The organism is Paraburkholderia lebeckiae, assembly GCF_014201005.1.
GTDB classification, from domain to species: Bacteria; Pseudomonadota; Gammaproteobacteria; order Burkholderiales; family Burkholderiaceae; genus Paraburkholderia; species Paraburkholderia tuberum.
In genome coordinates this window covers 112,393-134,998 of the sequence record NZ_JACHDK010000003.1, presented here as the reverse complement: position 1 = coordinate 134,998, position 22,606 = coordinate 112,393, and the positions used below count along the sequence as shown (strand labels likewise).

Annotated in this window: 19 protein-coding genes and 1 pseudogene; 13 read left to right on the top strand and 7 right to left on the bottom strand. The window is 65.5% G+C overall.

The features are described 5' to 3' along the window. Window positions 1-676: 676 nt before the first annotated feature. Window positions 677-3,172 (top strand): bifunctional acetate--CoA ligase family protein/GNAT family N-acetyltransferase, encoded by a 2,496-nt coding sequence (locus tag HDG39_RS07090; RefSeq protein ID WP_184004396.1) that lies wholly within the window; start codon window positions 677-679, stop codon window positions 3,170-3,172. A gap of 42 nt (window positions 3,173-3,214) precedes the next feature. Here HDG39_RS07090 and HDG39_RS07085 read toward each other — a convergent pair whose 3' ends face one another. Further along, window positions 3,215-3,760, bottom strand: a complete 546-nt coding sequence (locus HDG39_RS07085; RefSeq protein WP_184004394.1) for a hypothetical protein — start codon at window positions 3,758-3,760, stop codon at window positions 3,215-3,217. A 114-nt stretch (window positions 3,761-3,874) separates the two neighbouring features. After that, the gene (locus HDG39_RS07080; protein ID WP_184004392.1) at window positions 3,875-4,660 is read right to left on the bottom strand and encodes an IclR family transcriptional regulator; all 786 of its coding nucleotides are present in this window, start codon (window positions 4,658-4,660) and stop codon (window positions 3,875-3,877) included. Window positions 4,661-4,918: 258 nt separating this feature from the next. Here HDG39_RS07080 and HDG39_RS07075 point away from each other — a divergent pair, with 258 nt between their 5' ends. The 4 genes from HDG39_RS07075 to HDG39_RS07060 are packed head-to-tail and all read left to right on the top strand — an operon-like array spanning window position 4,919 to window position 8,475. Continuing rightward, on the top strand, window positions 4,919-5,959 hold the full coding sequence (locus HDG39_RS07075) for an aldo/keto reductase (protein WP_184004390.1): 1,041 nt from the start codon (window positions 4,919-4,921) through the stop codon (window positions 5,957-5,959). 7 nt (window positions 5,960-5,966) lie between these two features. After that, the gene (locus HDG39_RS07070; protein ID WP_184004388.1) at window positions 5,967-6,797 is read left to right on the top strand and encodes an amidohydrolase family protein; all 831 of its coding nucleotides are present in this window, start codon (window positions 5,967-5,969) and stop codon (window positions 6,795-6,797) included. Window positions 6,798-6,830: 33 nt separating this feature from the next. Continuing rightward, the gene (locus HDG39_RS07065) at window positions 6,831-7,574 is read left to right on the top strand and encodes an SDR family oxidoreductase (RefSeq protein ID WP_018424084.1); all 744 of its coding nucleotides are present in this window, start codon (window positions 6,831-6,833) and stop codon (window positions 7,572-7,574) included. 52 nt (window positions 7,575-7,626) lie between these two features. Next, on the top strand, window positions 7,627-8,475 hold the full coding sequence (locus HDG39_RS07060) for an ureidoglycolate lyase (RefSeq protein ID WP_184004386.1): 849 nt from the start codon (window positions 7,627-7,629) through the stop codon (window positions 8,473-8,475). An 87-nt stretch (window positions 8,476-8,562) separates the two neighbouring features. On the opposite strand, the gene HDG39_RS07055 is transcribed toward HDG39_RS07060, so the two are convergent. Then, entirely contained in the window at window positions 8,563-8,997 is a 435-nt protein-coding gene (locus HDG39_RS07055) for a PaaI family thioesterase (protein ID WP_184004384.1), read from the bottom strand. Window positions 8,998-9,282: 285 nt separating this feature from the next. On the opposite strand from HDG39_RS07055, the gene HDG39_RS07050 reads away from it, so the two are divergent. Next, the gene (locus HDG39_RS07050; protein WP_184004382.1) at window positions 9,283-10,905 is read left to right on the top strand and encodes a methyl-accepting chemotaxis protein; all 1,623 of its coding nucleotides are present in this window, start codon (window positions 9,283-9,285) and stop codon (window positions 10,903-10,905) included. A gap of 131 nt (window positions 10,906-11,036) precedes the next feature. Here the strand turns inward: HDG39_RS07050 and HDG39_RS07045 are convergent, their stop codons facing one another. Together HDG39_RS07045 and HDG39_RS07040 are read right to left on the bottom strand one after the other, a co-directional pair. After that, window positions 11,037-11,240 carry a cold-shock protein gene (locus HDG39_RS07045; RefSeq protein ID WP_018424088.1) on the bottom strand — a complete coding sequence of 68 codons (204 nt, stop codon included), beginning with the start codon at window positions 11,238-11,240 and terminating at the stop codon, window positions 11,037-11,039. Window positions 11,241-11,548: 308 nt separating this feature from the next. Next, on the bottom strand, window positions 11,549-12,676 hold the full coding sequence (locus HDG39_RS07040) for an AGE family epimerase/isomerase (RefSeq protein WP_184004380.1): 1,128 nt from the start codon (window positions 12,674-12,676) through the stop codon (window positions 11,549-11,551). Between the two features lie 327 nt (window positions 12,677-13,003). On the opposite strand from HDG39_RS07040, the pseudogene HDG39_RS07035 reads away from it, so the two are divergent. From HDG39_RS07035 to HDG39_RS07010, 6 genes and pseudogenes are all read left to right on the top strand, one after another. Beyond that, window positions 13,004-13,506 (top strand): annotated as a pseudogene (locus HDG39_RS07035) (MgtC/SapB family protein); the annotation flags it as partial. 151 nt (window positions 13,507-13,657) lie between these two features. Then, a complete protein-coding gene (locus HDG39_RS07030) occupies window positions 13,658-15,004 on the top strand; it encodes a hypothetical protein (RefSeq protein ID WP_184004379.1) in 1,347 nt (448 codons plus the stop codon). A 154-nt stretch (window positions 15,005-15,158) separates the two neighbouring features. Beyond that, window positions 15,159-15,317, top strand: coding sequence for a hypothetical protein (locus HDG39_RS07025; protein ID WP_018424094.1), 159 nt, complete (start codon window positions 15,159-15,161; stop codon window positions 15,315-15,317). 497 nt (window positions 15,318-15,814) lie between these two features. Then, the gene (locus HDG39_RS07020; protein WP_184004377.1) at window positions 15,815-16,129 is read left to right on the top strand and encodes a hypothetical protein; all 315 of its coding nucleotides are present in this window, start codon (window positions 15,815-15,817) and stop codon (window positions 16,127-16,129) included. A 213-nt stretch (window positions 16,130-16,342) separates the two neighbouring features. Next, window positions 16,343-17,221, top strand: coding sequence for a 3-hydroxyacyl-CoA dehydrogenase family protein (locus HDG39_RS07015; protein WP_260327629.1), 879 nt, complete (start codon window positions 16,343-16,345; stop codon window positions 17,219-17,221). Between the two features lie 110 nt (window positions 17,222-17,331). Beyond that, window positions 17,332-17,943: a flavin reductase family protein gene (locus HDG39_RS07010; protein WP_184004373.1), complete on the top strand. Its 612-nt coding sequence runs from the start codon at window positions 17,332-17,334 to the stop codon at window positions 17,941-17,943. 147 nt (window positions 17,944-18,090) lie between these two features. Here HDG39_RS07010 and HDG39_RS07005 read toward each other — a convergent pair whose 3' ends face one another. Beyond that, a complete protein-coding gene (locus HDG39_RS07005) occupies window positions 18,091-19,536 on the bottom strand; it encodes a polyhydroxyalkanoate depolymerase (RefSeq protein ID WP_184004371.1) in 1,446 nt (481 codons plus the stop codon). Between the two features lie 226 nt (window positions 19,537-19,762). Between HDG39_RS07005 and HDG39_RS07000 the strand changes: the two genes are divergently transcribed. Next, window positions 19,763-20,416, top strand: coding sequence for a glutathione S-transferase family protein (locus tag HDG39_RS07000; protein ID WP_026226457.1), 654 nt, complete (start codon window positions 19,763-19,765; stop codon window positions 20,414-20,416). 45 nt (window positions 20,417-20,461) lie between these two features. Here the strand turns inward: HDG39_RS07000 and HDG39_RS06995 are convergent, their stop codons facing one another. Then, complete coding sequence (locus tag HDG39_RS06995) at window positions 20,462-22,435, bottom strand: methyl-accepting chemotaxis protein (RefSeq protein ID WP_184004369.1); 1,974 nt, start codon at window positions 22,433-22,435, stop codon at window positions 20,462-20,464. Window positions 22,436-22,606: the final 171 nt, after the last annotated feature.

Genomic DNA, 22,606 nt, shown 5'->3' with positions numbered 1-22,606 from the left:
TCACCAGCTAGCTGAAACTGTCGAATCTATCCAGTGTCGGCGCGCACAATGGGCCCATGACCAATGGCCGGCAGACTTACCGCTTACTGCTTGGCGACTGCGAGCGCTTGCATGTGTGAAGTTTGGCAAGGGAGTGTCCCCAACGACGATTGATTTCATCGACCAACTCGTCGCAGGGAGGAACTCAGGAAAAGCACCGGCAGTTAGTAGCGCAAGCCTCCGTGCCAGGCGCTAGTCTCCATAAACGAGCACGGCTGCGCCGCTAACGGACATGCATTGGCGGCGTGGCCTGCCGACGCCACATGTACGGAACGGCACAGCGTTAGGCCACCAGGCGACGCAGGTTGGCAGTCCGGCCTCAACGGCGCAGAAAATGAATACTTTGCGGAGTCGACGCGTTGCGCTTGACTGCCTGCCACATGAAAACTTTCGCATGCGTAGGCGGACGTGGAGAACGGTAAATCAAGGACTTACTGGGCCTTCACGTGATAACTCTTTCTGAACGGACAGCGAGTCCGCTGGTTTCGAAGCAAAAAAGCCGCGTCGTTCGACGCGGCTTTTTACTTTTCCGCCGCAACAACGTCCCGCGCCAGCGCGCGACTTCGCCTATGCTGACGGAACCACCCGCCCCGCCGCGAAGCCGGCTCCAATTCCTGTCCAACCGCATGGAGCGCCCGTGACCGTTCGCAACCTCGACGCCTTGTTTCGCCCGAAATCCGTCGCCGTGATCGGCGCGTCCGAGCGGCCGGGCAGCACCGGCGCCATGGTCTGGGCGCGTGTGCTGGAAGGCGGCTTCGACGGCCCGCTGTGGCCGGTCAATCCGAAGCACGCGACGCTCGGCGTCCACCCGGTGATTCCCGACGTCGGCGATCTGCCGCAGGCGCCCACCGTCGCGGTGATCTGCACGCCGCCTGCGACGTGGCCCTCGTTGATCCATAAGCTCGGTGGCATGGGCACGCGCGCCGTAATCATCGTTGGCGAGGTGCGCAGCGATGAAGACCGGCTCGAGCTGCGGCACGCGCTGTCGGCGGCGCGGCCGCATCTGTTGCGCATCGTCGGACCCGGCAGTCTCGGCGTCGTGTCGCCGGCGCTCGGCGCGCATCTGGGCGCGCCGTCGTGCACGGTCAAGGCGGGCGGCGTCGCGTGGGTGTCGCAGTCGAATGCGCTGACCAACGCAGTGCTCGGCTGGGCACGAGCGCGCGGGCTCGGTTTTTCGCACGCGGTGGCGCTCGGAGCGGAGGCCGACGTCGATGCCGGCGACGTGCTCGATTACCTCGCGAGCGACCCCGGCACCCGCGCGATCCTGCTCGAACTCGACAGCGTGCGGGCGGCGCGCAAGTTCATGTCGGCCGCGCGCGCGGCGGCGCGCAACAAGCCGGTGCTTGCGCTGCGCTCCGGCCGCGACGATCCCGCGGACGGTCTCTACACAGCGGCGTTCCGGCGCGCGGGCCTCGTGCGCGTCGACGCGCTCGACGATCTGCTCGACGAAATCGAAACGCTCGGCGTCGGCCGCGTGGCGGCGGGCGCCACCGCCACGCTGATCACTAGCGACCGCGGTCTCGCGACGCTCGCGCGCGACGCGTTCACCGCCGCCGGCGGCCTGCTCGCGCCGTGGCCGGCCGCGGCGTCGGACGCGCTGCGCGAGGCGTTGCCGCTCGCGGTCGGCGGCAATCCGCTGCTGCTCGGCGACGGCGCGCGTCCTGAGCACTTCGGCACCGCGCTGAAGCTGCTCGGCGAGTATCGCGAGACCGGCACCGCCGTCGTGGTGCACGCATCGACGCATGGCGCGCCCGTCGACGATGTCGCGCAGGCGCTTATCGAGCATCAGCGTTTTGCCTATCGCGGACTGCTCGCGTGCTTTTTCGGCGGTGTCGATGCGGCAAGGCGCGACGCGCTGCATGCGCAGGGCATCCCGGTGCACACGACGCCGCAGCGGCTCGCGCGCGCCTTCGCCCGTCTGGTCGATTACCGGCTGGGCCGCGAACTGCTGATGCAAACGCCGGAAGGCCTGCCTGCGCAGATTCCCGAGTCGATCGACGCCGCCCAGGCACAGGCTCGCGAAGCGTTGGCGGCGGGCGCGAGCGAGCTTGCCGGGGCGGCGGCGGCGCGGTTTCTATCGCGGTTCGGGTTGCGGGTGGAGGGCGCGGAAGGAGGGGGCGCCCACGCGTCGGGCGCCGATGCGCCGGGCGCCGATGCACCGAGCGCCGATGCGCCGGGCGCCGATGCACCGAGCGCCGATGCCGACGGCGCCGCAAAGCCCATCGTCGACGTCGCCGTCGAACTGCACGACGACGACAACTTCGGCCCCGTGTTCCGCTTCGCCGCACCGCCGATCGACGGCGTTTCCAGCGGGATGCACGTGTACGGCCTGCCGCCGCTCAATCCGATGCTCGCGCGCGACATCGTCACGCGTTCGCACTACGCGAGGCTGGTCGCGCCGGAGCCGACGCTCGCGGCGTTGACGGCGGTGTCGCAAGCGGTTTGCGACGTGCGCGAGATCGTCGGCCTGTCGTTGAAGCTCAGGGTCTACCGGGACCGGGTGACGGTGGTCGATCCCATGTTGCGGGTCGGCGCGCAGCGCAGCCGTCTCGCGATCGTGCCGTATCCGCGCCGCTTCGAGGAAACGATCGACTGGCAGGGGATGCGTGTAACGGTGCGGCCGATTCGCCCCGAAGACGAAAACGCGCATCGCGAGTTCGTGCAGGCGATGACGCCGGAAGATTTGCGGCTGCGTTTTTTCGGTTCGGTCGGCGCGTTCGACCACTCGCAACTCGCGCGCATGACGCAGATCGACTACGACCGGGAAATGGCGCTGATCGCGACGGTCGACAACGAAGACGGCGTCGCGCAGACGCTCGGCGTGGTGCGCGCGGTAGCCGATCCCGACAACGAGACGGCCGAATTCGCGGTGACCGTGCGCTCGGATCAGAAAGGGCGGCGCCTCGGCCAGTTGCTGATGCAGCGGATCATCGCGTACGCGCGGGCGCGCGACACGCACTGGCTGATCGGTGAAGCGTTGCGCGAGAACGCCGCGATGATCGCGCTCGCGAAGGCCAGCGGCTTCACGATCACGCGGACCGATGACCCCGGTGTGGTCGGCTTCCGGATGGCGCTCGACGAAACGGCGGGGGCGGACCCGAAGTCCGCCGCGCAAAACCAGCCGGCGCGTTGAGCGGCTGACGTCGCGAACCGCTCAACGCATGGCTTCACCGCCTCACGCCGCCAGCTTCTGTGCCGCCTCATCGACCTGCGCGCGCGTGACCGACAGCTCGTCAAGCCATGCCTGCGCATACACGGCGCCGGTTTCGCGTTCGAGCCGCGCGATCGTCGCGGCGCAGCGGTTCGCGTCCTTCAGCGTCGAAATGAACGCTTTCACCGACTCACCGCCCTTGAACGCGTCGAACAGCGGCACGCGAATTTCGTCGGGCAGCGCACGGGTGGTCCATTGGTACGGCTTACCGTTGAACGTCAGCGACGGCGGCAGCACGCGCTCCTTGCGCGCGGCCGGAATCAGGCCGTAGGTGCGCGCCGCTTCGCCGATCTGCTCGGGCGAAAACAGCTCGTCGGGCGTGATGTGGAACTGCTGGATGAAGGTCTCGATGCTTTGCATCGCGGCGGCGCGGTCGTCGCGGCGCTTCTGCGCGTGGGCGACGATGTCGCGCAGTTCGTCGGCTTCTTCGGCGGTGATCGTGAAGCTCGACTGCTTCTGCTGGAGTTCGGAAAAACGCTGGAATTCGGAATCGGTCAGAAGTTTGGCCATTGCTCAATCGATGCGCGCGCATGAGCCCGTCATGCGGCGTTATTTTGGAAGGGCCGCCATTCTAAACCATGTGCGCGTGCGCGCCGCCGCGCACTTTACCGCGCAACATACCGATCACGCCGCCTGCTCGCGGAACATCGACAGCGCCTGCACCGTGTCGCGCAGCAGCGTGGTGGCCGCTTCGAGCGTCGGCGCGACGTATTCGTCGATCCGCCGCAGATATGGGCAGGTCAGCACCGCGATCGCCTGTCCCGACGGCGCGAGTATCGGGAACGTCACGTCGGTGACGCCGAAGGTCTGCTGGCTGTCCTTCTGCCAGAAGCCCGCCGCGCGGATGCGCTCGCAGGCCTCCTCCAGCGCGTCGCGATCGAGCGTCACTTCGCCCTTCACCTTCGTGTGCTCCGCAAGCATCTGCCGGCGCTGCTCGACGCTCTGGAACGCGAGCATCACGCGCCCCGAACCGGTGTCGATCAGGCCGACCCGTGAACCGAGCCGCACTGACATGCCCCATGTGCCCGGTCCGTCGACTTGCGCAATCACCAGCAGGTTGCCGCGGTCGTAGACGACGAGGTGGCAAGACTGCTCGGCCGCGTCGGCGAAACGCTGCATCAGCGGCAGCGCTTCTGCGATCAGCCGGTTCATTGGCGGATGACGGTGCGCGAGCGCGAACAGCTTCAGGCTCAGCGAGTAGCGGTCGCCAGCCGCCGAGCGCACCACGTATTGGCGCGCGACGAGGCGTTCGAGCATCCGGTACATCTCGCTCGCGTTGCGGCCCAGCTGCCGCGTGATTTCGGCGCGCGTGAGTCCTTCCTTCTGCTCGGACAGTAGCTCGAGAATGTCGAGGCCTTTATCCAGCGCGGGGGCGCGATAGCGGTCGTCGTCCTTGTCTTCGGCGTCCATCGTGAGGGTCGGAGAATTCGGGCTGGAGTTCTTATTATCTGGTGTACGCGGGCGAGTGCGTAGCATTTCGCGAACTGATGGCCTATGTCCAGGGAAAACCCAGGCATCCGCGCCGCGTCGTTTTCTTGACTTGGAAAAATTCGAATATGAATAATACGTTCATTGGTGAATAGATGCACTCCCAAGCGGTGCGCGGAGTGTGACCGCCGCACCTCGCCGCCGCATGGTAAAAAGACCACAAAATCTGGAGACACGCTCATGTCGGCATCGATCGTATCGAAAATCGGGCAGCGGCGCCGTATCGGCCGCGGCTCGTTGCAGGTGAGCGGACTCGGGCTCGGCACGGCGCCGCTCGGCGGCCTGTACCGCGACCTGTCCGACGAGGAGGCCCAAGCGACGATCGCCGCCGCCTGGGACGCGGGTGTGCGCTACTTCGACACCGCGCCGCACTACGGCAACACCAAGGCCGAGCATCGGCTCGGCGCCGCGCTGCGTCACTATCCGCGCGGCGAGTATGTGCTGTCGACCAAGGTCGGCCGCCGCTTCGTGCCGCGCACGTCGCGATTCGACGACCGCGAAGGCTGGCAGAATCCGTTGCCGTTCGAAGCGATCTACGACTACACGCACGACGGCATTCTGCGTTCGTTCGAGGACAGCCAGCAGCGCCTCGGCATCATCGATATCGACGTCCTGCTCGTGCATGACATCGGTCGCGTCACGCACGGCGACCAGCATCCGCACTACTGGCGGCAACTGACCGAAGGGGGCGGCTTCCGTGCGCTCGAGCGCCTGCGCTCGACGGGCGCAATCAAGGCGCTCGGCCTCGGCGTCAACGAGGGCGCGGTGATCCTCGACGCGATGGCCGAGAGCGATATCGATTGCGCGTTGCTCGCGGGCCGTTATACGCTGCTCGAGCAAACCACCCTGGACGACCTGCTGCCCGCCTGCGAGGCGCGCGGCGTCAGCATCCTGCTCGGCGGCGCGTTCAATTCGGGCATTCTGGCGCGGGGCGTCGAAGGCGATCTGAAGTTCAATTACGGCGCCGCGCCGCCCGAGGTGATCGAGCGCGTCGCGCGTCTGGAGGCGGTGTGCCGCGCCCATGACGTTCCGCTCGCCGCCGCCGCGTTGCAGTTTCCGTATGCGCACCCGGCGGTCGCCACCGTGCTGACCGGCGCGCGCAGTGCCGGCGAATTGCGCGAGAACGTCGCGTCGTTCGAACTGCCGATCCCCGCGGCCTTGTGGTCCGCATTGCGCGACGCGGGCCTGCTCGACCCCCGTGCGCCCGCGCCCGAGGACTGATCCGACCATGCCGATCGATGCTCACCAGCACTACTGGGACCCCGGGCGGGGTGACTACGAGTGGCTGACGCCGGAGCTGAAAATCCTCTACCGGCCGTTCGGGCCTGATGATCTGAAGCCGTTGCGCGAACAGGCCGGCATCGAGCGAACCGTGGTCGTGCAGGCCGCGCCGACGCTCGACGAAACTCGTTACCTGCTCGACATCGCGCGGCACGAGCCGTCGATCGCGGGCGTGGTCGGCTGGGTGCCGCTGTTGTTGCCGAACGCGCCCGATCTGATCGAGGTGCTCGCGCGCGAGCCGAAGTTCAAGGGCGTGCGGCCGATGCTTCAGGATCTGCCCGACGACGGCTGGATCGCGAATCCCGATCTCGCGCCGGCGATCGAGGCGCTGATCGCGCACGATCTCGCGTTCGATGCGCTGATCTACGCGCGTCACGTGCAATACGTCGAGATCTTCGCGCAGCGTTTTCCGGCGCTGCGCATGGTGGTCGATCATGGCGCGAAGCCGCCGATCCGCTACGGCCAGGCGGGCTACCAGGTATGGCGCGACGCGATCACGCGGCTCGCCGCGCTGCCGCAGGTGCACTGCAAGCTGTCGGGTCTCGCGACCGAGGCCTCGCCCGGCTGGAGCGAGGACACGCTGCGGCCCTACGTCGAACATCTGCTGAACACCTTCGGTCCCGCGCGGCTGATGTGGGGCAGCGACTGGCCGGTGCTCGAACTGAACGGCGACTATCTGCTGTGGCATTCGGTGGTGACCACGCTCGTCGCGTCGTTGAGCGACGCCGAGCGCGACGCCGTGTTCGGCGACAACGCCACCGCGTTTTATCGGCTTTGATTTCGTTAGCAGCCCATTCAACTGGAGTCGTAGATGACACAAAGACTGGCCGGCAAAACGGCCCTGATCACCGCGGCGGGACAAGGTATCGGTCTCGCCACCGCCGAACTGTTCGCGCGCGAAGGCGCGCGCGTGATCGCCACCGATATCCGCATCGACGGACTCGCCGGCAAGCCGGTCGAGGCGCGCAAGCTCGACGTGCTCGATGGCGCGGCGATCAAGGCGCTCGCCGCGGAAGTCGGCACGATCGACGTGCTGTTCAACTGCGCGGGCTTCGTACACTCAGGCAATATCCTCGAATGCAGCGAGGAGGACTGGGATTTCGCGTTCGACCTCAACGCGAAGGCCATGTACCGTATGATTCGCGCGTTCTTGCCGGCCATGCTGGAGAAGGGCGGCGGCTCGATCATCAACATGTCGTCGGCGGCGTCGAGCGTGAAGGGCGTGCCGAATCGCTTCGCGTACGGCGCGTCGAAGGCCGCGGTGGTCGGCCTGACGAAGTCCGTCGCTGCGGATTTCGTCACGCGTGGTGTACGCTGTAACGCGATTTGCCCGGGCACGGTGTCCTCGCCATCGCTCGAACAGCGAATCGCCGCGCAGGCTCAGGCGCAGGGCGCGTCGCTCGATGCGGTGCAGGCCGCCTTCGTCGCGCGTCAGCCGATGGGCCGCATCGGCAAGCCGGAGGAGATCGCCGCGCTCGCGCTGTATCTCGCGTCCGACGAGTCGTCGTTCACGACGGGCCAACTCCATGTAATCGACGGCGGATGGTCGAACTGATTCTGATTGACTGACGAACCGAACACTACTGAACGTAAAGGGAAGTGCAACGATGAAATTGCTTCGTTATGGGCCGAAAGGCCAGGAAAAGCCGGGCCTGCTCGACGCGCACGGCAAGATTCGCGATTTGTCGAAGGTGGTGGGCGATATCGACGGCGCTGTGCTCGGCGATGAAAGTCTCGCGAAACTGCGCGCGCTCGATCCGGCAACGCTCCCGGTCGTCGAAGGTAATCCGCGCGTTGGACCGTGCGTCGGCAAGATCGGCAAGTTCATCTGCATCGGCCTGAACTATGCGGATCACGCGGCGGAATCGAATCTGCCGGTACCGGCCGAACCGGTCATCTTCAACAAGTGGACGAGCGCGATCAGCGGCCCGAACGACGACATCGAAATCCCGCGCGGTTCGAAGAAGACCGACTGGGAGGTGGAACTCGGCGTCGTGATCGGCAAGGCGGCGAAGTATATCGACGAAGCGAACGCGCTCGAGCACGTGGCCGGCTACTGCGTCATCAACGACGTGTCGGAGCGCGAATGGCAGATCGAGCGCGGCGGCACGTGGGACAAGGGCAAGGGCTTCGACACGTTCGGCCCGATCGGCCCGTGGGTCGTCACGCGCGACGAAGTCGCCGATCCGCAGAACCTGAGCCTGTGGCTCGAAGTGGACGGCCATCGCTACCAGAACGGCAGCACGAAGACGATGATCTTCAGTGTCGCGAAGCTGGTGTCATATGTGTCGCAGTGCATGAGCCTGCAGCCGGGCGACGTTATCTCGACCGGCACGCCGCCGGGCGTCGGCATGGGCGTGAAGCCGAACCCGGTGTTTCTGAAGCCGGGGCAGACGGTGCGTCTGGGTATTGAAGGGCTGGGCGAGCAGACGCAGAAGACTTACGCGGCGGAGTAACGCGCTTTCGCTTTCCGTCATCTTGCTGTGAAATGAAAGGCCGTTCCTGTTTCGCGCAGGAGCGGCTTTTTTCATGGCGTCCCGGCTTTAAGCCCCCGCCTCCTGCTCCCCGTTCTCCCCGATCCGATTCACGGTCCCCTGCGCGACCGCCACCAGCTTCTCGCGGTTCCCCTCCATCACGAACACACTGCATTGGCACGTCGCCTGATGCCTGCCCGCATAGACAACGCTAGCGCGCGCGATCAGCATGCCCTTCACTGCCGGGCGCAGATAATTGATTTTGTACTCACCGGTCACGACTCTCGGACCCAGCGACAGCGCGCCAGCGAACGTCAACGCATTGTCGGCGAGATAGCTGATGACGCCGCCATGTACGAAGCCATGCTGCTGCCGCAGTTCATCTCGAATCGGCAGACACAGGGTGAGCTCGTCGCTGCCGGCGTGCATCAACTCCGCGCCTAGCAGCATGCTGAACGGCTGGGCGTGCAGTGCGCCGCGCGCCCGGTCGAGTAGGTCGGTCATCGTGGTTCCTTCGTGCAGGGTCTGGGTAGTGCATCGGTGCAGCAGAGCATCCGCGCGGCGTGCGCCACGCGGTCCCTACCCACTCTAGGAAGTGCAACTGCACTGCGCAAGGTGATTCCGCGCGACCAGCGGCGCATTGTTGCGAAAAACGGCCCCAGTCGCGACGATCGACGATGAAACCTGCATGTAGAGCGCTTTTTGCGGGAATTGGCCTCAAGCCGCCAATCGGCCTGCCGTTAACCCTGGTGTAACCCCCCGTCATCCTTTGTTCCCAGGTGTCCCACGATGTTCAGCAAGATCAAGGTCGCATCCGGCCTCCTATGTGTTCTGGCCGCGTTCTGCGTCTTCCAACTCGTCACGGTAGGGTTGGGCTTCTGGTCACTGGCGCGGACGCACGACGACGTCGGCGATCTGTCGAACGTCGCGCTAAAGCAGGTCGACGCGGTCAATCAGACCACGCAGCGCCTGATGGACGCGCGCATCAATCTGTCGCGTGCCGGCACGCGCATGGTGCGCGGGGGCACCGAGCCCACGGACATCGTGCAGCACGCTCGCGAACAGCTCGCCGCCGCCGATCAGTCTTTCGCGGCCTTCATGAGCGCGCAGAAGACCAGCGACGAAAACAGCGCGCGCGCCACCGCGCTCGCCGAACGCTACAAGACGCTGCTTGGCGCGCTCGCGGAGCTCGCGCAGTATCTCGATTCGAACAACATCCAGGCCTTCCTCGATCAGCCGACGCAGTCGTTTCAGGACGCCTATCTGGCGGAAGTGCACAACTTCGGGCAATTCGGCGACGCCGCGAGCCGCGCGTCGCTCGATTCGATCGATGCGCGCGTGGCGGCGTTTCGCATCGTCAGCGTGGTGATTTTGCTCGTGCTCGTCGCCGGCACGCTCGCCGTCTATACGGCGCTGCGCCGCGGCGTCGTGGCACCGCTCGAGGAAGCGGGGCGCCACTTCGAGCGCATCGCCCAAGGCCGTCTCGATCAACCGATCGCCGCACGCGGCAGCAACGAAATCGGCCGTCTGTTCTCGGGCCTCGCCACGATGCAGGCGAGCGTCGCACGCACCGTCAAGAGCGTGCGCGAATCGGCCGACTCGATCCATCTTGGCGCCAACGAAATCGCGACCGGCAACGCCGATCTGTCGGCGCGCACCGAAAACCAGGCGGCATCGCTCGAGGAAACGGCATCGAGCATGGAGGAACTCACAGCGACCGTGCGCCAGAACGCCGATCATGCGCGCGAAGCCAATGCGCTCGCCGAGACCGCGCTTGACGCGACGTCGCGCGGCAGTGAAGTCGTCGATCAGGTGGTCGACAAGATGCGCGGCATCGCGCAGAGCTCGGACAAGATCGCCGAGATCATCTCTGTGATCGACGGCATCGCATTCCAAACCAACATCCTCGCGCTGAATGCCGCCGTCGAGGCGGCGCGCGCGGGCGAGCAGGGCCGCGGCTTCGCGGTCGTGGCCGGCGAAGTGCGCGGCCTCGCGCAACGCAGCGCGCAGTCGGCTAAGGAAATCAAGACGCTGATCAGCGAATCGGTCGCGGAGATTCAGGGCGGCTCGACGCTCGTCGAGCGCGCTGGTGAAGCGATGAGTCATGTGTCGGCGTCGATCTCGCGCGTCACGCAGATGATGGCCGAAATCAGCGCGTCGTCGCTCGAGCAGAGCACCGGCATCGAGCAGGTGAATCAGGCGGTCGTGCAGATGGACGAGATGACGCAGCAGAACGCGGCGCTCGTCGAGCAGGCCGCGGCGGCGGCGGCTTCGCTACATCAGCAAACCGAGCAATTGAAACAGGCCGTTTCCGTGTTCGAAATTTCTGAAAGTGTGTTGCGTACGCAACAGCGCGGAGCAATGTCCGTCGCAAACGCAGAATTCGCAATAACCGGAATGCATGCGCTTTAAGCGGCGACGCTTGAAAACGGACGCAGAAATAGAAAATGGCTCGCGTAAAGCGAGCCATTTGCATTAGACGCAAGCGCCTGTAGAGGCGCCTATCGTGACGTCCAGGTCTGTCTCAAAGTACCCGAAGGAACTTAGACCGGCTGGATGTTTGCAGCCTGCTTGCCCTTCGGGCCTTGCTTGACTTCGAACGACACTTTCTGGTTTTCCTGCAAGGACTTGAAGCCCGAAGACTGGATTTCCGAGAAGTGTGCAAACAGGTCTTCGCCGCCGTCGTCCGGGGTGATGAAGCCAAAGCCCTTTGCATCGTTAAACCACTTAACAGTACCTGTTGCCATTTTTGATCCAAATAAATGTTGTGTATTGCATCGCGACCGCAATCGCTCCAATGCGAGAGCGAGCGCGAGGGGAGAGTTGTATCACGTCTTTATGACAGACGCCAATCAACCTGCGTCCGGGTATTCCCCGGTTTTGATGTTTTTTCGCGCTTTGAGAACGTCTGACGAGAACTTTTTTGCGCCAGGGTTTACCAGCGGCATAAAATTTCTCCCGCGACCCGGCGGCGGACATTCGTCCGTGCGTGCCGCACCTTATTGAGACGATCAAGCGTTGAACTTCATCTATCACTGGCCAAATTCGGCTAAGTTCACGCTCGAAATTCGGCGTCCGCAGACAGCGCCGCGTAGGCGGTGGCCAGATGATAAGGCGTCGTTGACGGCATGTCCGCACGTGCAATTTCGCCGCTCGAAGTCTTGCATTCGAACCAGCCGTGTTCATGCAAAAAGCATCGCTGAAAACGTGCGATCTGTTGCGGCAGCACCGCGCGCACGGCCGGATCGTCGTGACTGGCGAGCGCGCGCAGATATTCCGTCTGCGCCCAGATCCGCTGGGTCGCGTCGGTGACCTTGCCGGCCTCGTTGAGCGATGCGCACACGCCGCCGTTGTCCGGGTCCACACCATGCTGCTGCGCGAAGGTGAAGGCGCGCGCCAGCGCTTCGGTTAGCCCTGTGCCGTCGAACAGCGCGCCCGCCTGCCTGACCAGCCAGTACCACTCAAACTGATGTCCCGGCTCCAGACGGTTGCCGCTCGCGCCGATCGGCAATTCGGCGATACAGCCGCTCGGCGCATGCACGAAGTGTCGCGCGACCGCGCCAGCGAGGCGGCGCAACGCGGCGCCGAAGACGTTGTCGCGCGTCGCCTCGCAGGCGGCGAGCCACGCTTCGGTCAGGTGCATCAGCGGATTCTGCAACGGCGTGGCGGTGACCTTCGAAAAGTCGACGTTGAGCGCGGCGTTGAACAGATCGCCGTCGGCCGCGAAGTTCGACTGGATCAGCGCGGTCGTGTTGTGCACGAGCTTGAGCACATCGAGGTTGTCGGAGCGCCGCGCGTATTCCGCGCACGCGAACACGACGAACGCATGCGTGTAGAGGTCCTTGGTCGTGTCGAGCGGCACGCCGAGTGCGTCGACGCTGTAGAACCATCCGCCGTGGTCGGTGTCCCGAAAGGTGCGGGTCAGCGAGTCGAACAGCACGCGCGCGTGTTCCATGTCGCCCGCTTGCGCAAATGTGAACAATTGGCGCGCGCACGCCATCGCCCGGTAGCGTCGCGCGGGCAGCGGCTCGCCTCCGGTGGCGTCGAGCGCTTCGTAGGGCAGCTGCAACGCGTGGTTGAAGCCGGGCCCCCGCCACATCGGCAGCACCACGTTCGCGAAGTGCTCGCGCAGCGCGGTCGCGACGGTGGTCGTCGAAGCAGGGGGAGGGGTCGTGCTTGGCATGGTCGGTTGGTTCGGGCGCGCAACGTGCGCAGTGTATCGAGGCAGCGTTCAGGGCGGCGGTTCAGGATTCCGCTCGCCGAGACTGCTGCGGTGTGCGGCCTAGCATAAAGCAAACGCCTCGCGCTGACAGCTTGGGTCAAGCATCCGAAATGCTCGACGCTTACGCGGGGCGACAGACGCATCAGGCGCGGCAGATGCACGAGCCGCATGGAATGCGCAACGCGAAGCGCACTGAGCTGCCGCCGCCGCTCATTTCGGATAGGGAGGAACAACGATGCTCGGTAATCTCGAACTTATCTCCCGTCTCGTGCTGGCAGCGGTGCTCGGGAGCACGTGATACTCGATCCGTCGCGGATGGCCGCCCCGGTCGTGTCGGGCATCGGCTTTCCAGGGGCGGGCTCGATCCTGCTGCGCGGCGAGATCGTGCGCGGGCTCACGAGCGCGGCGAGCCTGTGGTCGGTCGCGGCGTCGGACTGGCGGTCGGTGGCGGCATGTATACGGCGTCGATTGCGGCGACCATCATCGTCCTGATCATCCTCGCCGGCATCAAGCCGCACGAGCGGCGCTTCATCACGGCCACGCAGCGGCATCAGCTGACGATGCTGGTCGAGCGCGAAACGCTGACGTTCCATTTGTTCCACGACGAACTCGGCACCGCGAGTCCGCGCGTCAAGCAATTCGTGATGCAGTAAAGCGACGATGCGAACCAATGCGACGAAGTGATCGTCACGCTGCATCGCGTGTCGATTCCGGAATACGAGTCGATCGGCGCTCGCCTTTGGCAATTGCAGGGCGTGCGGGAGTCCCGGGGCGACGACGCGAGGTCGTGAAAGGCGCGTGGGGCACGAAAGGGCGCAAATCGTCGGGTAATGGCTTCGGCGCGGGCGGAGCGCCATGCGACAATGCTGGCTCTAAATATTCCAATGGCAATGACAAGCGGCATCCGGCGCCCCGTTCCTGGCGACGACCGCTTTTTCCTCTATGGCAGAATCCGCAGCATCCCCGCAGTCCATGTCCCGGCGCGTCGCTTCGAAGAAGCAGCGCCAGGGCGCCGTCTCCACCGAAACCGAAAACAAGCTGGCGCGCGCGGCGCGCTCGGCGCAACGCCTCGCGCAACTGAGCGGCGTCGCCCGCGACGACGGCACGCTCGACCTGTTCCCCGACGATCCGACCCGCGCAACGCTCGAGGCGATGAACATCGACGTCCGCCAAGGCACGCTGCACGGCTTCGAACTGCCGGACGTGGTGCTGCAGGCGGTCGGCGCATTCGATGAACATGGGTCGCTCGACAAAACTGCGCGCCGCGCACCGCGTGCGGCGAAGCTGGATGCGTCGATGCCGGTGAACGGGCAGTTGAGCGGGTTTGACGTCGGGCCGGTGGTGGCGGTTGCGGATGCGTCCGCAAACGAGCCGGCGAACGGCGGCCCCGACGACGCAGCGCCGAACGCCGCAGCAAACACCGACGACAAGCCCGCGGCAACGGCGCGTGAGCCATCCGCGCCGCTCAGCTCGGCGATGGCCGCCGCGACCGTCGCGCGCAGCGTGAGCGCGTTGCGCCAGGCGGCCGAAGCGGAGTCGGCTGCGACGGCGGGCGCGGGCAAGCCACAGCAGCGTTTCGCCGCGACGTTCGCGAAAGCCGCGACGGCATCGCGCGATGCCGCAGCGGCTACCGCTCCGGCTTCGCTTGCAACGTCCGCTGTGACCGACGGCAGTAGCATGAACCAGTGCGCCGACGAGCCCGCGACGCGTACGCAATCCGCCTCGCCAGAGGCCGTGACCACGAAACTGGACGACAAGCGATCCGTCCCCGCGCCGTTGACGACACCCCGGTCCTCGTCCGCAGACAACCATGCCGGATTCGCCACTTCCTCGCGTGACGCGCGCCGCACCGACGCGGCGGCCGCCGCGCTACGCTCAGAGCCGGAACTCGACCACGCGCGTGCCACCGCGTTCGCCGATACGGTAGATGCGCTCTATGGCGTGATCGCCGATCAACGCCGCGCCGCGACCGATCATTCGCGACGCGTGAAATGGATGCTGTCGATCGTGGTCGGTGCGCTGCTGGTGACGGTGGCTATCGGCATCGCGCAGACGCTGCTGCTGATGCGCCTCACGCGCGAGACGACGGCACAGCAACACCGCATCGAACAGATGATGCAGAACCAGCAAGCGGCGATGGTGAGCCTGCTCGACGCGCATACGGCGACAGCGAACGCCGCGTCGGCGCCTGCGGCCACGACCGCCACCGCAGCGCCCGTCCAGCCCAGCGCTACGCAGACGCGCGCGAGGCACGCCCGCGCTTCGCACGGGCGCCCGCCGGGTCATTAAAAGGGGACGTTGTCGCGATGCAACGCCGCCCGGCATCGCGGCTGCCCGCCGCAGCGAAAATTTGCTGCATTGCACTAGCTTTTCCCTAGGGGAAACCCCTATAATCACGACTAAGGGAAAACCCTAGCAATGCAGTCACTAACCGGGAGTCGCCATGAGCTACATCTTTGCACTGTTCCAAAAGGTCAGCGACCTCTTTGCGTCGCCCCATCTGCCGCTGGATTCGGACTACTCGTACGCAGCGCGTGCCCGTGAAGCAGAGCGTCTGCGCCGCGCGCAGGCCACGCTGTTCGGCATCAAGCTGACGGACTAAAAACCAGCTGCACCTCCCGAGCGCGCGACAACGCGCCGGGGCGCGCACCTCGAGTGCGCTTCTCATCGAGCCACTATTCGCGAAATGCGGATCGTGGCTTTTTGTTTTTTGGGGCGCTCTTATCGCGATGCACCATTGCGCGACGAGACAGACGTATCAGCGCCAGGCCTCCAACGTCTGTCCGAATCCTTGCGAAATATTTCGGGGCCGAAATGAATGTAACCAGCTTTCACGCTGATTCAGCGAGTCGAATGAAAGCGTTGCCCGTAAGTCTTTGTTGAATGAAGCGCAAAAGCGAAGCCGCGCTTCCATCATCAAGCCCCATCTATGAAATGCTCGCTTACAAGTGCTAACGTCTTCACGCGATCCGGGCCGCTAAAGTGAGTCTCAAGCGTACGGCGTCTGGTTCGGCTCACAAGCGAAGCGAACGAAGCGAATCGCACGATCCGAACAAACACGGACGCTGGCCTGGAATAAAACTTTGACGGGAGGTCATTATGAAAAACTTTGGCAAGGCATCGCGCTCGCTGATCGCAACGCTGCTTGCGGGCGGCGCACTTGTCGCGGCTGGTAGCGCATTCGCGCAGGACCGCGTGATCGTCGAACACGGTCCGGCGCCAGTCGTGTACGGCCAACCGCATATGATGCCGGTGGGCGTGTCGATCAACATCGGCTGGCACGGCGATCGTTACTGGGACGGCCACCGCTACTGGGAGCACGACGAGTGGATGCGCCATCATCCGCACGACTACGATCCGCACCACCGCGGCGGCGATCGCGACGATCACCGCCCGCCGCCCTCGCGCTACTAAAGCGCGCCTGACGGCGCCGCAACAGGCGGCGTGAGTCCACGAAGCCGATCTTCCCTCGAGGGGAAGGCCGGCTTCGTCGCATTTGGGCGTGCGAGTCCGACCGTGGTATTGCGCGTGCTGCGCTATGCTTCGGGACTTTCATCGACGGCAGCGGGAGCGCGTGTGGGCAAGACGACACAGGATGTAGCGATAGGGGTGGTGGGCACGGGACTGATGGGCGTCGGCATTGCGACGCAGGCCGCGTTGCATGGATACCGGACGATCGTTCACGACGTTGATCCGGCGCGACTCGCGAGCGTCGCGCCGAAAGCGCAAGCCGTGCTCGACGAACTGATCGACGCGGGCCGGATCGACGATGCTGCCAAACAGGCGGCGCTCGCGCGCATCGAAACCAATGCGCAACTCGATGCGATCGGGCAAGCGCGCTTCGTGATCGAGGCGATTCCCGAAGTGCTCGAACTCAAACACCGCCTCTACGCGACGCTGACCAGCCTGCTCGCCGATGATGCGATCCTCGCGAGCAACACCAGCGGCTTCCCGCCCGACCAGCTTGCCACCCCGCTGCTGTGCGCGAAAGAACGCTTCGTGATCGCGCATTTCTGGAACCCGCCGCACATGATTCCGCTCGTCGAGGTCGTGCCGGGCACCGAGACCGCGCCCGAAGTCGTGCAGCAAACCGCCGGACTGATGAGCGCGATCGGCATGGAGCCGGTCGTGCTCGCGAAGGCGATTCCGGGCTTCGTCGGTAATCGGCTGCAGTTCGCGGTGCTGCGCGAGGCATTGCATATCGTGCGTTCGGGAGCGGCAACACCCGAAGTCGTCGATCGCGTGATGAAAGCTTCGCTGGGGCGTCGCTGGGGCATCGTCGGACCATTCGAGGGCGCGGACATGGGCGGACTCGACACGTTCGTCGACATCGCGTCGCATCTGATGCCGCAACTCGCGAAAGACGAGGACGTGATCGATCTGCTGCGCGCGCAGGTCGACGCTGGGCGTGTCGGCGTGCGCAGCGGCGCGGGTTTTCATGACTGGGATGAAGCGCGCATCTCGCGGGTAAAGGAAGGGCGCAAGCGCGTGATCGGGCGCGGCTAGTGCGGTATAAATAGCCGTTCCGTGCCTGGCACTCCGCCGCTTTTCGCGCTAACTGCCACACGCGTCGCAAGCGAACCTAAGTCAACTCCAAGCCAACCCCAAGCCACTTCATGTCTCACTACTTCTACGACCCCGCCGCCGGTCACGGCTTGCCGCACGATCCTTTCAAGGCGATCGTCGCGCCGCGGCTGATCGGCTGGATTTCGTCGCGCGATGCCGAAGGCACGCTCAATCTCGCGCCATACAGCTTTTTCGGCGCGTTCGCGACCTTTCCGCCGATCATCGGTTTTAGCAGCGAGGGCCGCAAGGACAGCCTCGCCAACATCGAGGCGACCGGCGAATTCGTGTGGAATCTCGCCACCCGGCCGCTCGCCGAGCAGATGAACCGCTCGTCGGCGCCGGTCGCGCCGCACGTCGACGAGTTCGCACTCGCCGGTCTCACGCCCGCGCCGGGCCGCAACGTCGCCGTGCCGCACGTGGCCGAATCGCCGGCCGCGCTCGAATGCAAGCTGCTGCAGATCGTGCGTCTGCATGACGTCGACGGCAAGCCGATGGACAACTATCTGTCGCTCGGCCAGGTGGTCGGCGTGCACATCGACGAGGCCTATCTGAAGAACGGCCTGTTCGACACGCACGCCGCGCAGCCGATCATGCGCGCGGGTTATCGTGCCGACTATGCGCAGATCGGCGAGATGTTCCAGATGATCCGGCCAACGGCCTGAACTCGCCCTCATCAGCTTCCGCTGATTAGCTCCACTGGCCTGCTCGATGCTCGCAACCGCCGCTCCACCGCGCCGGTATCGATGCCGGCGCGGTGCCAGCTTCGACGCCGTGGCGTGACGGGACGGTTTGATGGAGCGGCGGATCGCTCAGGGTGTCACCGGCGGCGGTTTGCGTGGGGAGTGCGCGGACGTTTTTGCTGCGGAGTTGCCGTTGTCGCTCCTGCTGCCGCTCTCGCCCACGGGCGCATCCACTTCCACCTCGACAACAGAGGCCGCGACCGGCGCGGCCGCCGTGACTTCCGCTGCGGTCGCCGCGGGCACCGGCTGGATCGGGCGCGCACGCGAGTTGACGAGCACCGCGCGCGGTTCATTGTCGTAAATCACGGCCCGCACGCGCGGATAAATGTGGCGCTCCCAGCGACGTCCGCTGAACACGCCGTAGTGGCCGACGCCCGTTTGCACGTGATGCGTCTTCAGATACGGCCGCAGACGATCGCACATGTCCTGCGCGGCGAGCGTCTGACCGACTGCGCAGATATCGTCCTTTTCACCTTCCACGGTCAGCAACGCGGTGCGGCGAATCTTCGACGGGTCCACCAGACGCCCCTCGACTTCGAGCGCGCGTAACGGCAGCGCATGCTGCTGGAACACGGTGTCGACGGTCTCCAGATAGAAGTCGGCGGTCAGATCCATCGTTGCGAAGTACTCTTCGTAGAACGTGCGAATCGTGTCGGCTTTCTGCGGATCGCCCTTGCCGCGCTCGTAGTACATCGTTTCGAACGAGTCGGCGTGGCGGCCCGGATTCATCGCCATGAACGCGGCCAGCTGCACGAAACCCGGATACACGCGACGCTGCGCGCCGGCGAAGCCGAACGGCACCGCGCTGATCAGGTTGCGCTCAAACCACTCGATCGGCCGGCTCCTGGCCAGTTCGTTGACGCGCGTCGGATTGATGCGCGTGTCGATCGGGCCGGCCATCAGCGTGATGCTGGCCGGCTGCGCGGGATGGTCGTCGGCGGCCATCAGCGCGACGGCGGCGAGCGCCGCGACGGTCGGTTGACAGACCGCGAGCAGATGCGTGCCGGACCCGATCGTCGCGGTGAAGTCGATCACGTGGCGCACGAATTCATCGAAGCCGAAGCGGCCTTCGCCGAGCGGCACGTCGCGCGGGTTGTGCCAGTCGGTGATATAGACGTCGTGCTCGGTCAGCATCGTGCGCACGGTTGCGCGCAGCAGTGTCGCGAAGTGGCCCGACATTGGCGCAATCATCAGCACGCGCGGCTGCGGCGTTGAAAGCACGGCGTCCTTGCGAAAATGCAGCAGCGAGCAGAACGGCGTGCGCGCGACGACTTCCTCGACCACCGCGACCGGCTCGCCTTCGGTGACGACGCTGTCGATGCCGAACGGCGGCCGCTTCGGCGTGAGTCCGCCGAGCATCAGAAGTTCGCACGTCGCGCGCAGCGAGCGTCCGTGCGGCGTCTGAGCGAATGCCGACCACGCATCGAGCGAACGGTTCGCCAGCGCCGCGCCGTGCCGCAGCGGTAGCAGCAGGTCGGCGCAGGCCTGATAGGCGGGATAGGCGAACAGATTCATACTTTCGAATGCGCCAGAAAGACCGGAACTCAAAATAAAAGCAAGTGGTGCGCCAGGCGCTGGCGCGCGTTGCCCCGTGTATAGCGTCATGTCTGCGTGCGTCGGCATATCCCTTGCATGCGTAGGCGAAATGGGCCGGCCTTGCCGCGCTTTGGTGCGCGCGCGCACCGCGGCGTGCATGGATGCAGGCGCGCGCGGCGCAATGCCCGATCTGGAGGACACACGGATGGGAAATACTACGCTTACGATAAGCAGCAGGAATTATTCGTCCTGGTCGCTGCGCGGCTGGCTGCTGACGAAGTTCAGCGGCTTGCCGTTTGAGGAAATCGTGGTGCCGATCGACGACCCCGCGACGCGCGCCGAACTACTGCTGCTGTCGCCGTCGATTCTGGTGCCATGCCTCGTGCACGACGGCGTCAAGGTCTGGGACACGCTGGCGATCGCCGAATTTCTGAACGAGCTGAAGCCGCAAGCCGCGCTGTTGCCGCACGAGATCCGCGCTCGTGCGCATTGCCGCTCTATCTGCGGCGAGATGCATTCGGGGTTTGCGTCGTTGCGCTCGGCCCTGCCGATGAACCTGAAGGCGCATTTCCCGGGCTTCAAGGTATGGGCGCGCGCGCAATCGGATATCGAGCGGATCGTGACGATCTGGCGTGAATGTCTGAAGGAGTACGGCGGCCCGTTCCTGTTCGGCGAGCGGACCGCCGCGGACGCGATGTACGCACCGGTGGTTACGCGTTTCGTGACCTATGACGTGCAACTCGATCCGGATATCGTCGAATACGGGCAGCGCATCATGGCGCTGCCCGAAATGCGCGAGTGGATCGCGCTCGCGCGTCAGGAGGTCGAGGAGATCGACGAACTGGACGTCGAGTTCTGAGCGCGGCGGCCCCCCGTCCGCCGCCGTCGGCATTAAGCGGATCCGTCAGCCGCGCTCGCCTTCGAGCTTGAACACGCTGACCAGCTGCGCGAGCCGCGCAGCCTGCTCGCGCAACTCGGCCGCCGCGGCTTCCGCATCGACGACGATCGTCGCATTCTGCTGCGTCGCCTCGCCGATCTGCGTGACCGCCAGATTGACCTGCTCGATGCCGCCCGACTGCTCGCGCGATGCGACGTTGATCTCGCTCATGATCGCGCGGACCTGGCCGACCTGAGCGACTATTCCCTGCATCGTCGCGCTCGCCTCTTCGGCGATGCGAAAACCGCTTTTCACGTTCGCGCTCGACGCCGCGATCACCCCCTCGATCTCCTTCACCGCCGCCGCGCTGCGCTGCGCGAGCGCGCGCACTTCCGACGCGACGACCGCGAAGCCCTTGCCGTGCTCGCCCGCGCGCGCCGCTTCGACGGCCGCGTTCAACGCGAGGATGTTGGTCTGGAAGGCGATGCCCTCGATCACCGTCGTGATCTCGGCGATCTTCTGCGACGAGCGGCCGATCTCGCCCATCGTCGACACCACGCGCTCGACCGCGCGGCCGCCTTCGAGCGCAGCGTCGGCGGCGTGGGTGACGAGGGTGTTCGCTTCGGTCGCGTGATCGGCATTCTGCTGCACGGTCGACGTGATCTGCTCCATGCTCGCCGCGGTTTCTTCAAGGCTGCTCGCCTGCGTCGCGATGCGCATCGCGATGTTGCCGCTGCCGCTGGCGATCTTCTCGGTGCCCGTCGACATGTCGGCCGACGCGTTGCGCACCTGGGCGACGATGCGCGCGAGGCCTTCGCCGATGCCGTCGATCGCCAGCATCAGGCGGCCGATCTCGTCGGCGCGCGCGCGGCCGTGCTGCGCGACGCGCACGCTCAGATCGCCCGCGGCGAGACGCTCCGACGCACGCGCGGCTTCGTCGAGCGGACGGCTGACGAGCCGCCGCACCGCGACGAGGAACACGATCGCGAACAGGCCGACCAGCGCGAGGCCGAGCAGCAGGAAGGCGTTGCGGGTGCGCACGATGTCGGCCATCACTTCGTCGCGCGGCGCGACGCCGCCGACGAGCCACTGCCACTCCGGCACCGTGACGAACGACACGAACTTGTCGCGCGCGTCACTCTCGCCGAGCGTCGCGTCGGCCGAACGGTAGTCGAGCTCGCCCTGCTTCATGTCGAGCATGCGCTGATACGGCGCGTTGGCGTCGTCGGCTTTCTGGCCCGCGGCGGCCGGATGCACGAGCAGCTTGCCGCGCTCCGCGCCGCTCGACGCGTCGAGCACGAAGTAATAGCCGCTCGTGCCGATCTTCAGCGCGTGGATGCCGTCCTCGACCGACTGGATCTCCTTGTCCACGTCGACGCCGACGAACAGCGCGCCGATCACGCGGCCGCTCGCGTCGGCGATCGGCCGGTACTGCGTGATCATGCGCTTGCCGAACAGCATGGCGAGGCCGGTGTACGAGCGGTTCGCGAGCAGCGGCGCATACGCCGGCCCCTTGCGGTCGAGCAGCGTGCCGACCGCTCGGGTGCCGTCCTGCTTCTTCAGCGAGGTGGTCACGCGCACGAAGTCGTCGCCGCTGCGCGCAAACAAGGTCGCGACCGCGCCGCTGCGTTCGAGGAACTGGTCGGGAATCGTGAAGTCGAGATTCAGCACCTTGCCGCCGGCCTTGAAAGTCGGCGTCGCGGTGCTCCCGATGTCGACTTTCTGCGTGTCGTCGAGCGAAAAGTCGGTGGGCAGGAAGCTCGCGAACAGCGCCATCGACCGATCGACTTCGGCCGACAGCGCCTTGTCGAACAGCTCGATCATCGCGGCGATCGAGCGGTCTTTTTCGGCGATGCGGGCGAGCACCTGGTCGCGGACCTGATCGCCGACGGCGCGTGCGAGCGCCCACGCGAAGGTGCTGAAAATCAACGCGACCAGCACGCACGAGAGCACGGCAAGCCGCGCGCCGACGCTGGCGCGGCGCAAGAAGAGAAAGTTCATGGGCAGGCGTGAAAAAGGGGACAGGCGACGCATGTCGGGCATGGCCCCGAACGGCATCGATTTACTGGTTTACGGCTCGGGAGACGGCGGCTTTAGGGCGACTGAAAGCCGTTCGTAATGGGATGAAAGGGGCCACAAAAAAACCGGCCCCGAAAAAGGGACGAGGCGGAA

Bases quoted from the DNA above. Each gene is read 5' to 3' on its own strand.
- HDG39_RS07085 (WP_184004394.1), bottom strand. From the start codon at position 3,760: ATGGCCAAACTTCTGACCGATTCCGAATTCCAGCGTTTTTCCGAACTC.
- HDG39_RS07080 (WP_184004392.1), bottom strand. From the start codon at position 4,660: ATGGACGCCGAAGACAAGGACGACGACCGCTATCGCGCCCCCGCGCTG.
- HDG39_RS07075 (WP_184004390.1), top strand. From the start codon at position 4,919: ATGTCGGCATCGATCGTATCGAAAATCGGGCAGCGGCGCCGTATCGGC.
- HDG39_RS07070 (WP_184004388.1), top strand. From the start codon at position 5,967: ATGCCGATCGATGCTCACCAGCACTACTGGGACCCCGGGCGGGGTGAC.
- HDG39_RS07065 (WP_018424084.1), top strand. From the start codon at position 6,831: ATGACACAAAGACTGGCCGGCAAAACGGCCCTGATCACCGCGGCGGGA.
- HDG39_RS07060 (WP_184004386.1), top strand. From the start codon at position 7,627: ATGAAATTGCTTCGTTATGGGCCGAAAGGCCAGGAAAAGCCGGGCCTG.
- HDG39_RS07055 (WP_184004384.1), bottom strand. From the start codon at position 8,997: ATGACCGACCTACTCGACCGGGCGCGCGGCGCACTGCACGCCCAGCCG.
- HDG39_RS07050 (WP_184004382.1), top strand. From the start codon at position 9,283: ATGTTCAGCAAGATCAAGGTCGCATCCGGCCTCCTATGTGTTCTGGCC.
- HDG39_RS07045 (WP_018424088.1), bottom strand. From the start codon at position 11,240: ATGGCAACAGGTACTGTTAAGTGGTTTAACGATGCAAAGGGCTTTGGC.
- HDG39_RS07040 (WP_184004380.1), bottom strand. From the start codon at position 12,676: ATGCCAAGCACGACCCCTCCCCCTGCTTCGACGACCACCGTCGCGACC.
- HDG39_RS07030 (WP_184004379.1), top strand. From the start codon at position 13,658: ATGGCAGAATCCGCAGCATCCCCGCAGTCCATGTCCCGGCGCGTCGCT.
- HDG39_RS07025 (WP_018424094.1), top strand. From the start codon at position 15,159: ATGAGCTACATCTTTGCACTGTTCCAAAAGGTCAGCGACCTCTTTGCG.
- HDG39_RS07020 (WP_184004377.1), top strand. From the start codon at position 15,815: ATGAAAAACTTTGGCAAGGCATCGCGCTCGCTGATCGCAACGCTGCTT.
- HDG39_RS07015 (WP_260327629.1), top strand. From the start codon at position 16,343: ATGGGCGTCGGCATTGCGACGCAGGCCGCGTTGCATGGATACCGGACG.
- HDG39_RS07010 (WP_184004373.1), top strand. From the start codon at position 17,332: ATGTCTCACTACTTCTACGACCCCGCCGCCGGTCACGGCTTGCCGCAC.
- HDG39_RS07005 (WP_184004371.1), bottom strand. From the start codon at position 19,536: ATGAATCTGTTCGCCTATCCCGCCTATCAGGCCTGCGCCGACCTGCTG.
- HDG39_RS07000 (WP_026226457.1), top strand. From the start codon at position 19,763: ATGGGAAATACTACGCTTACGATAAGCAGCAGGAATTATTCGTCCTGG.
- HDG39_RS06995 (WP_184004369.1), bottom strand. From the start codon at position 22,435: ATGAACTTTCTCTTCTTGCGCCGCGCCAGCGTCGGCGCGCGGCTTGCC.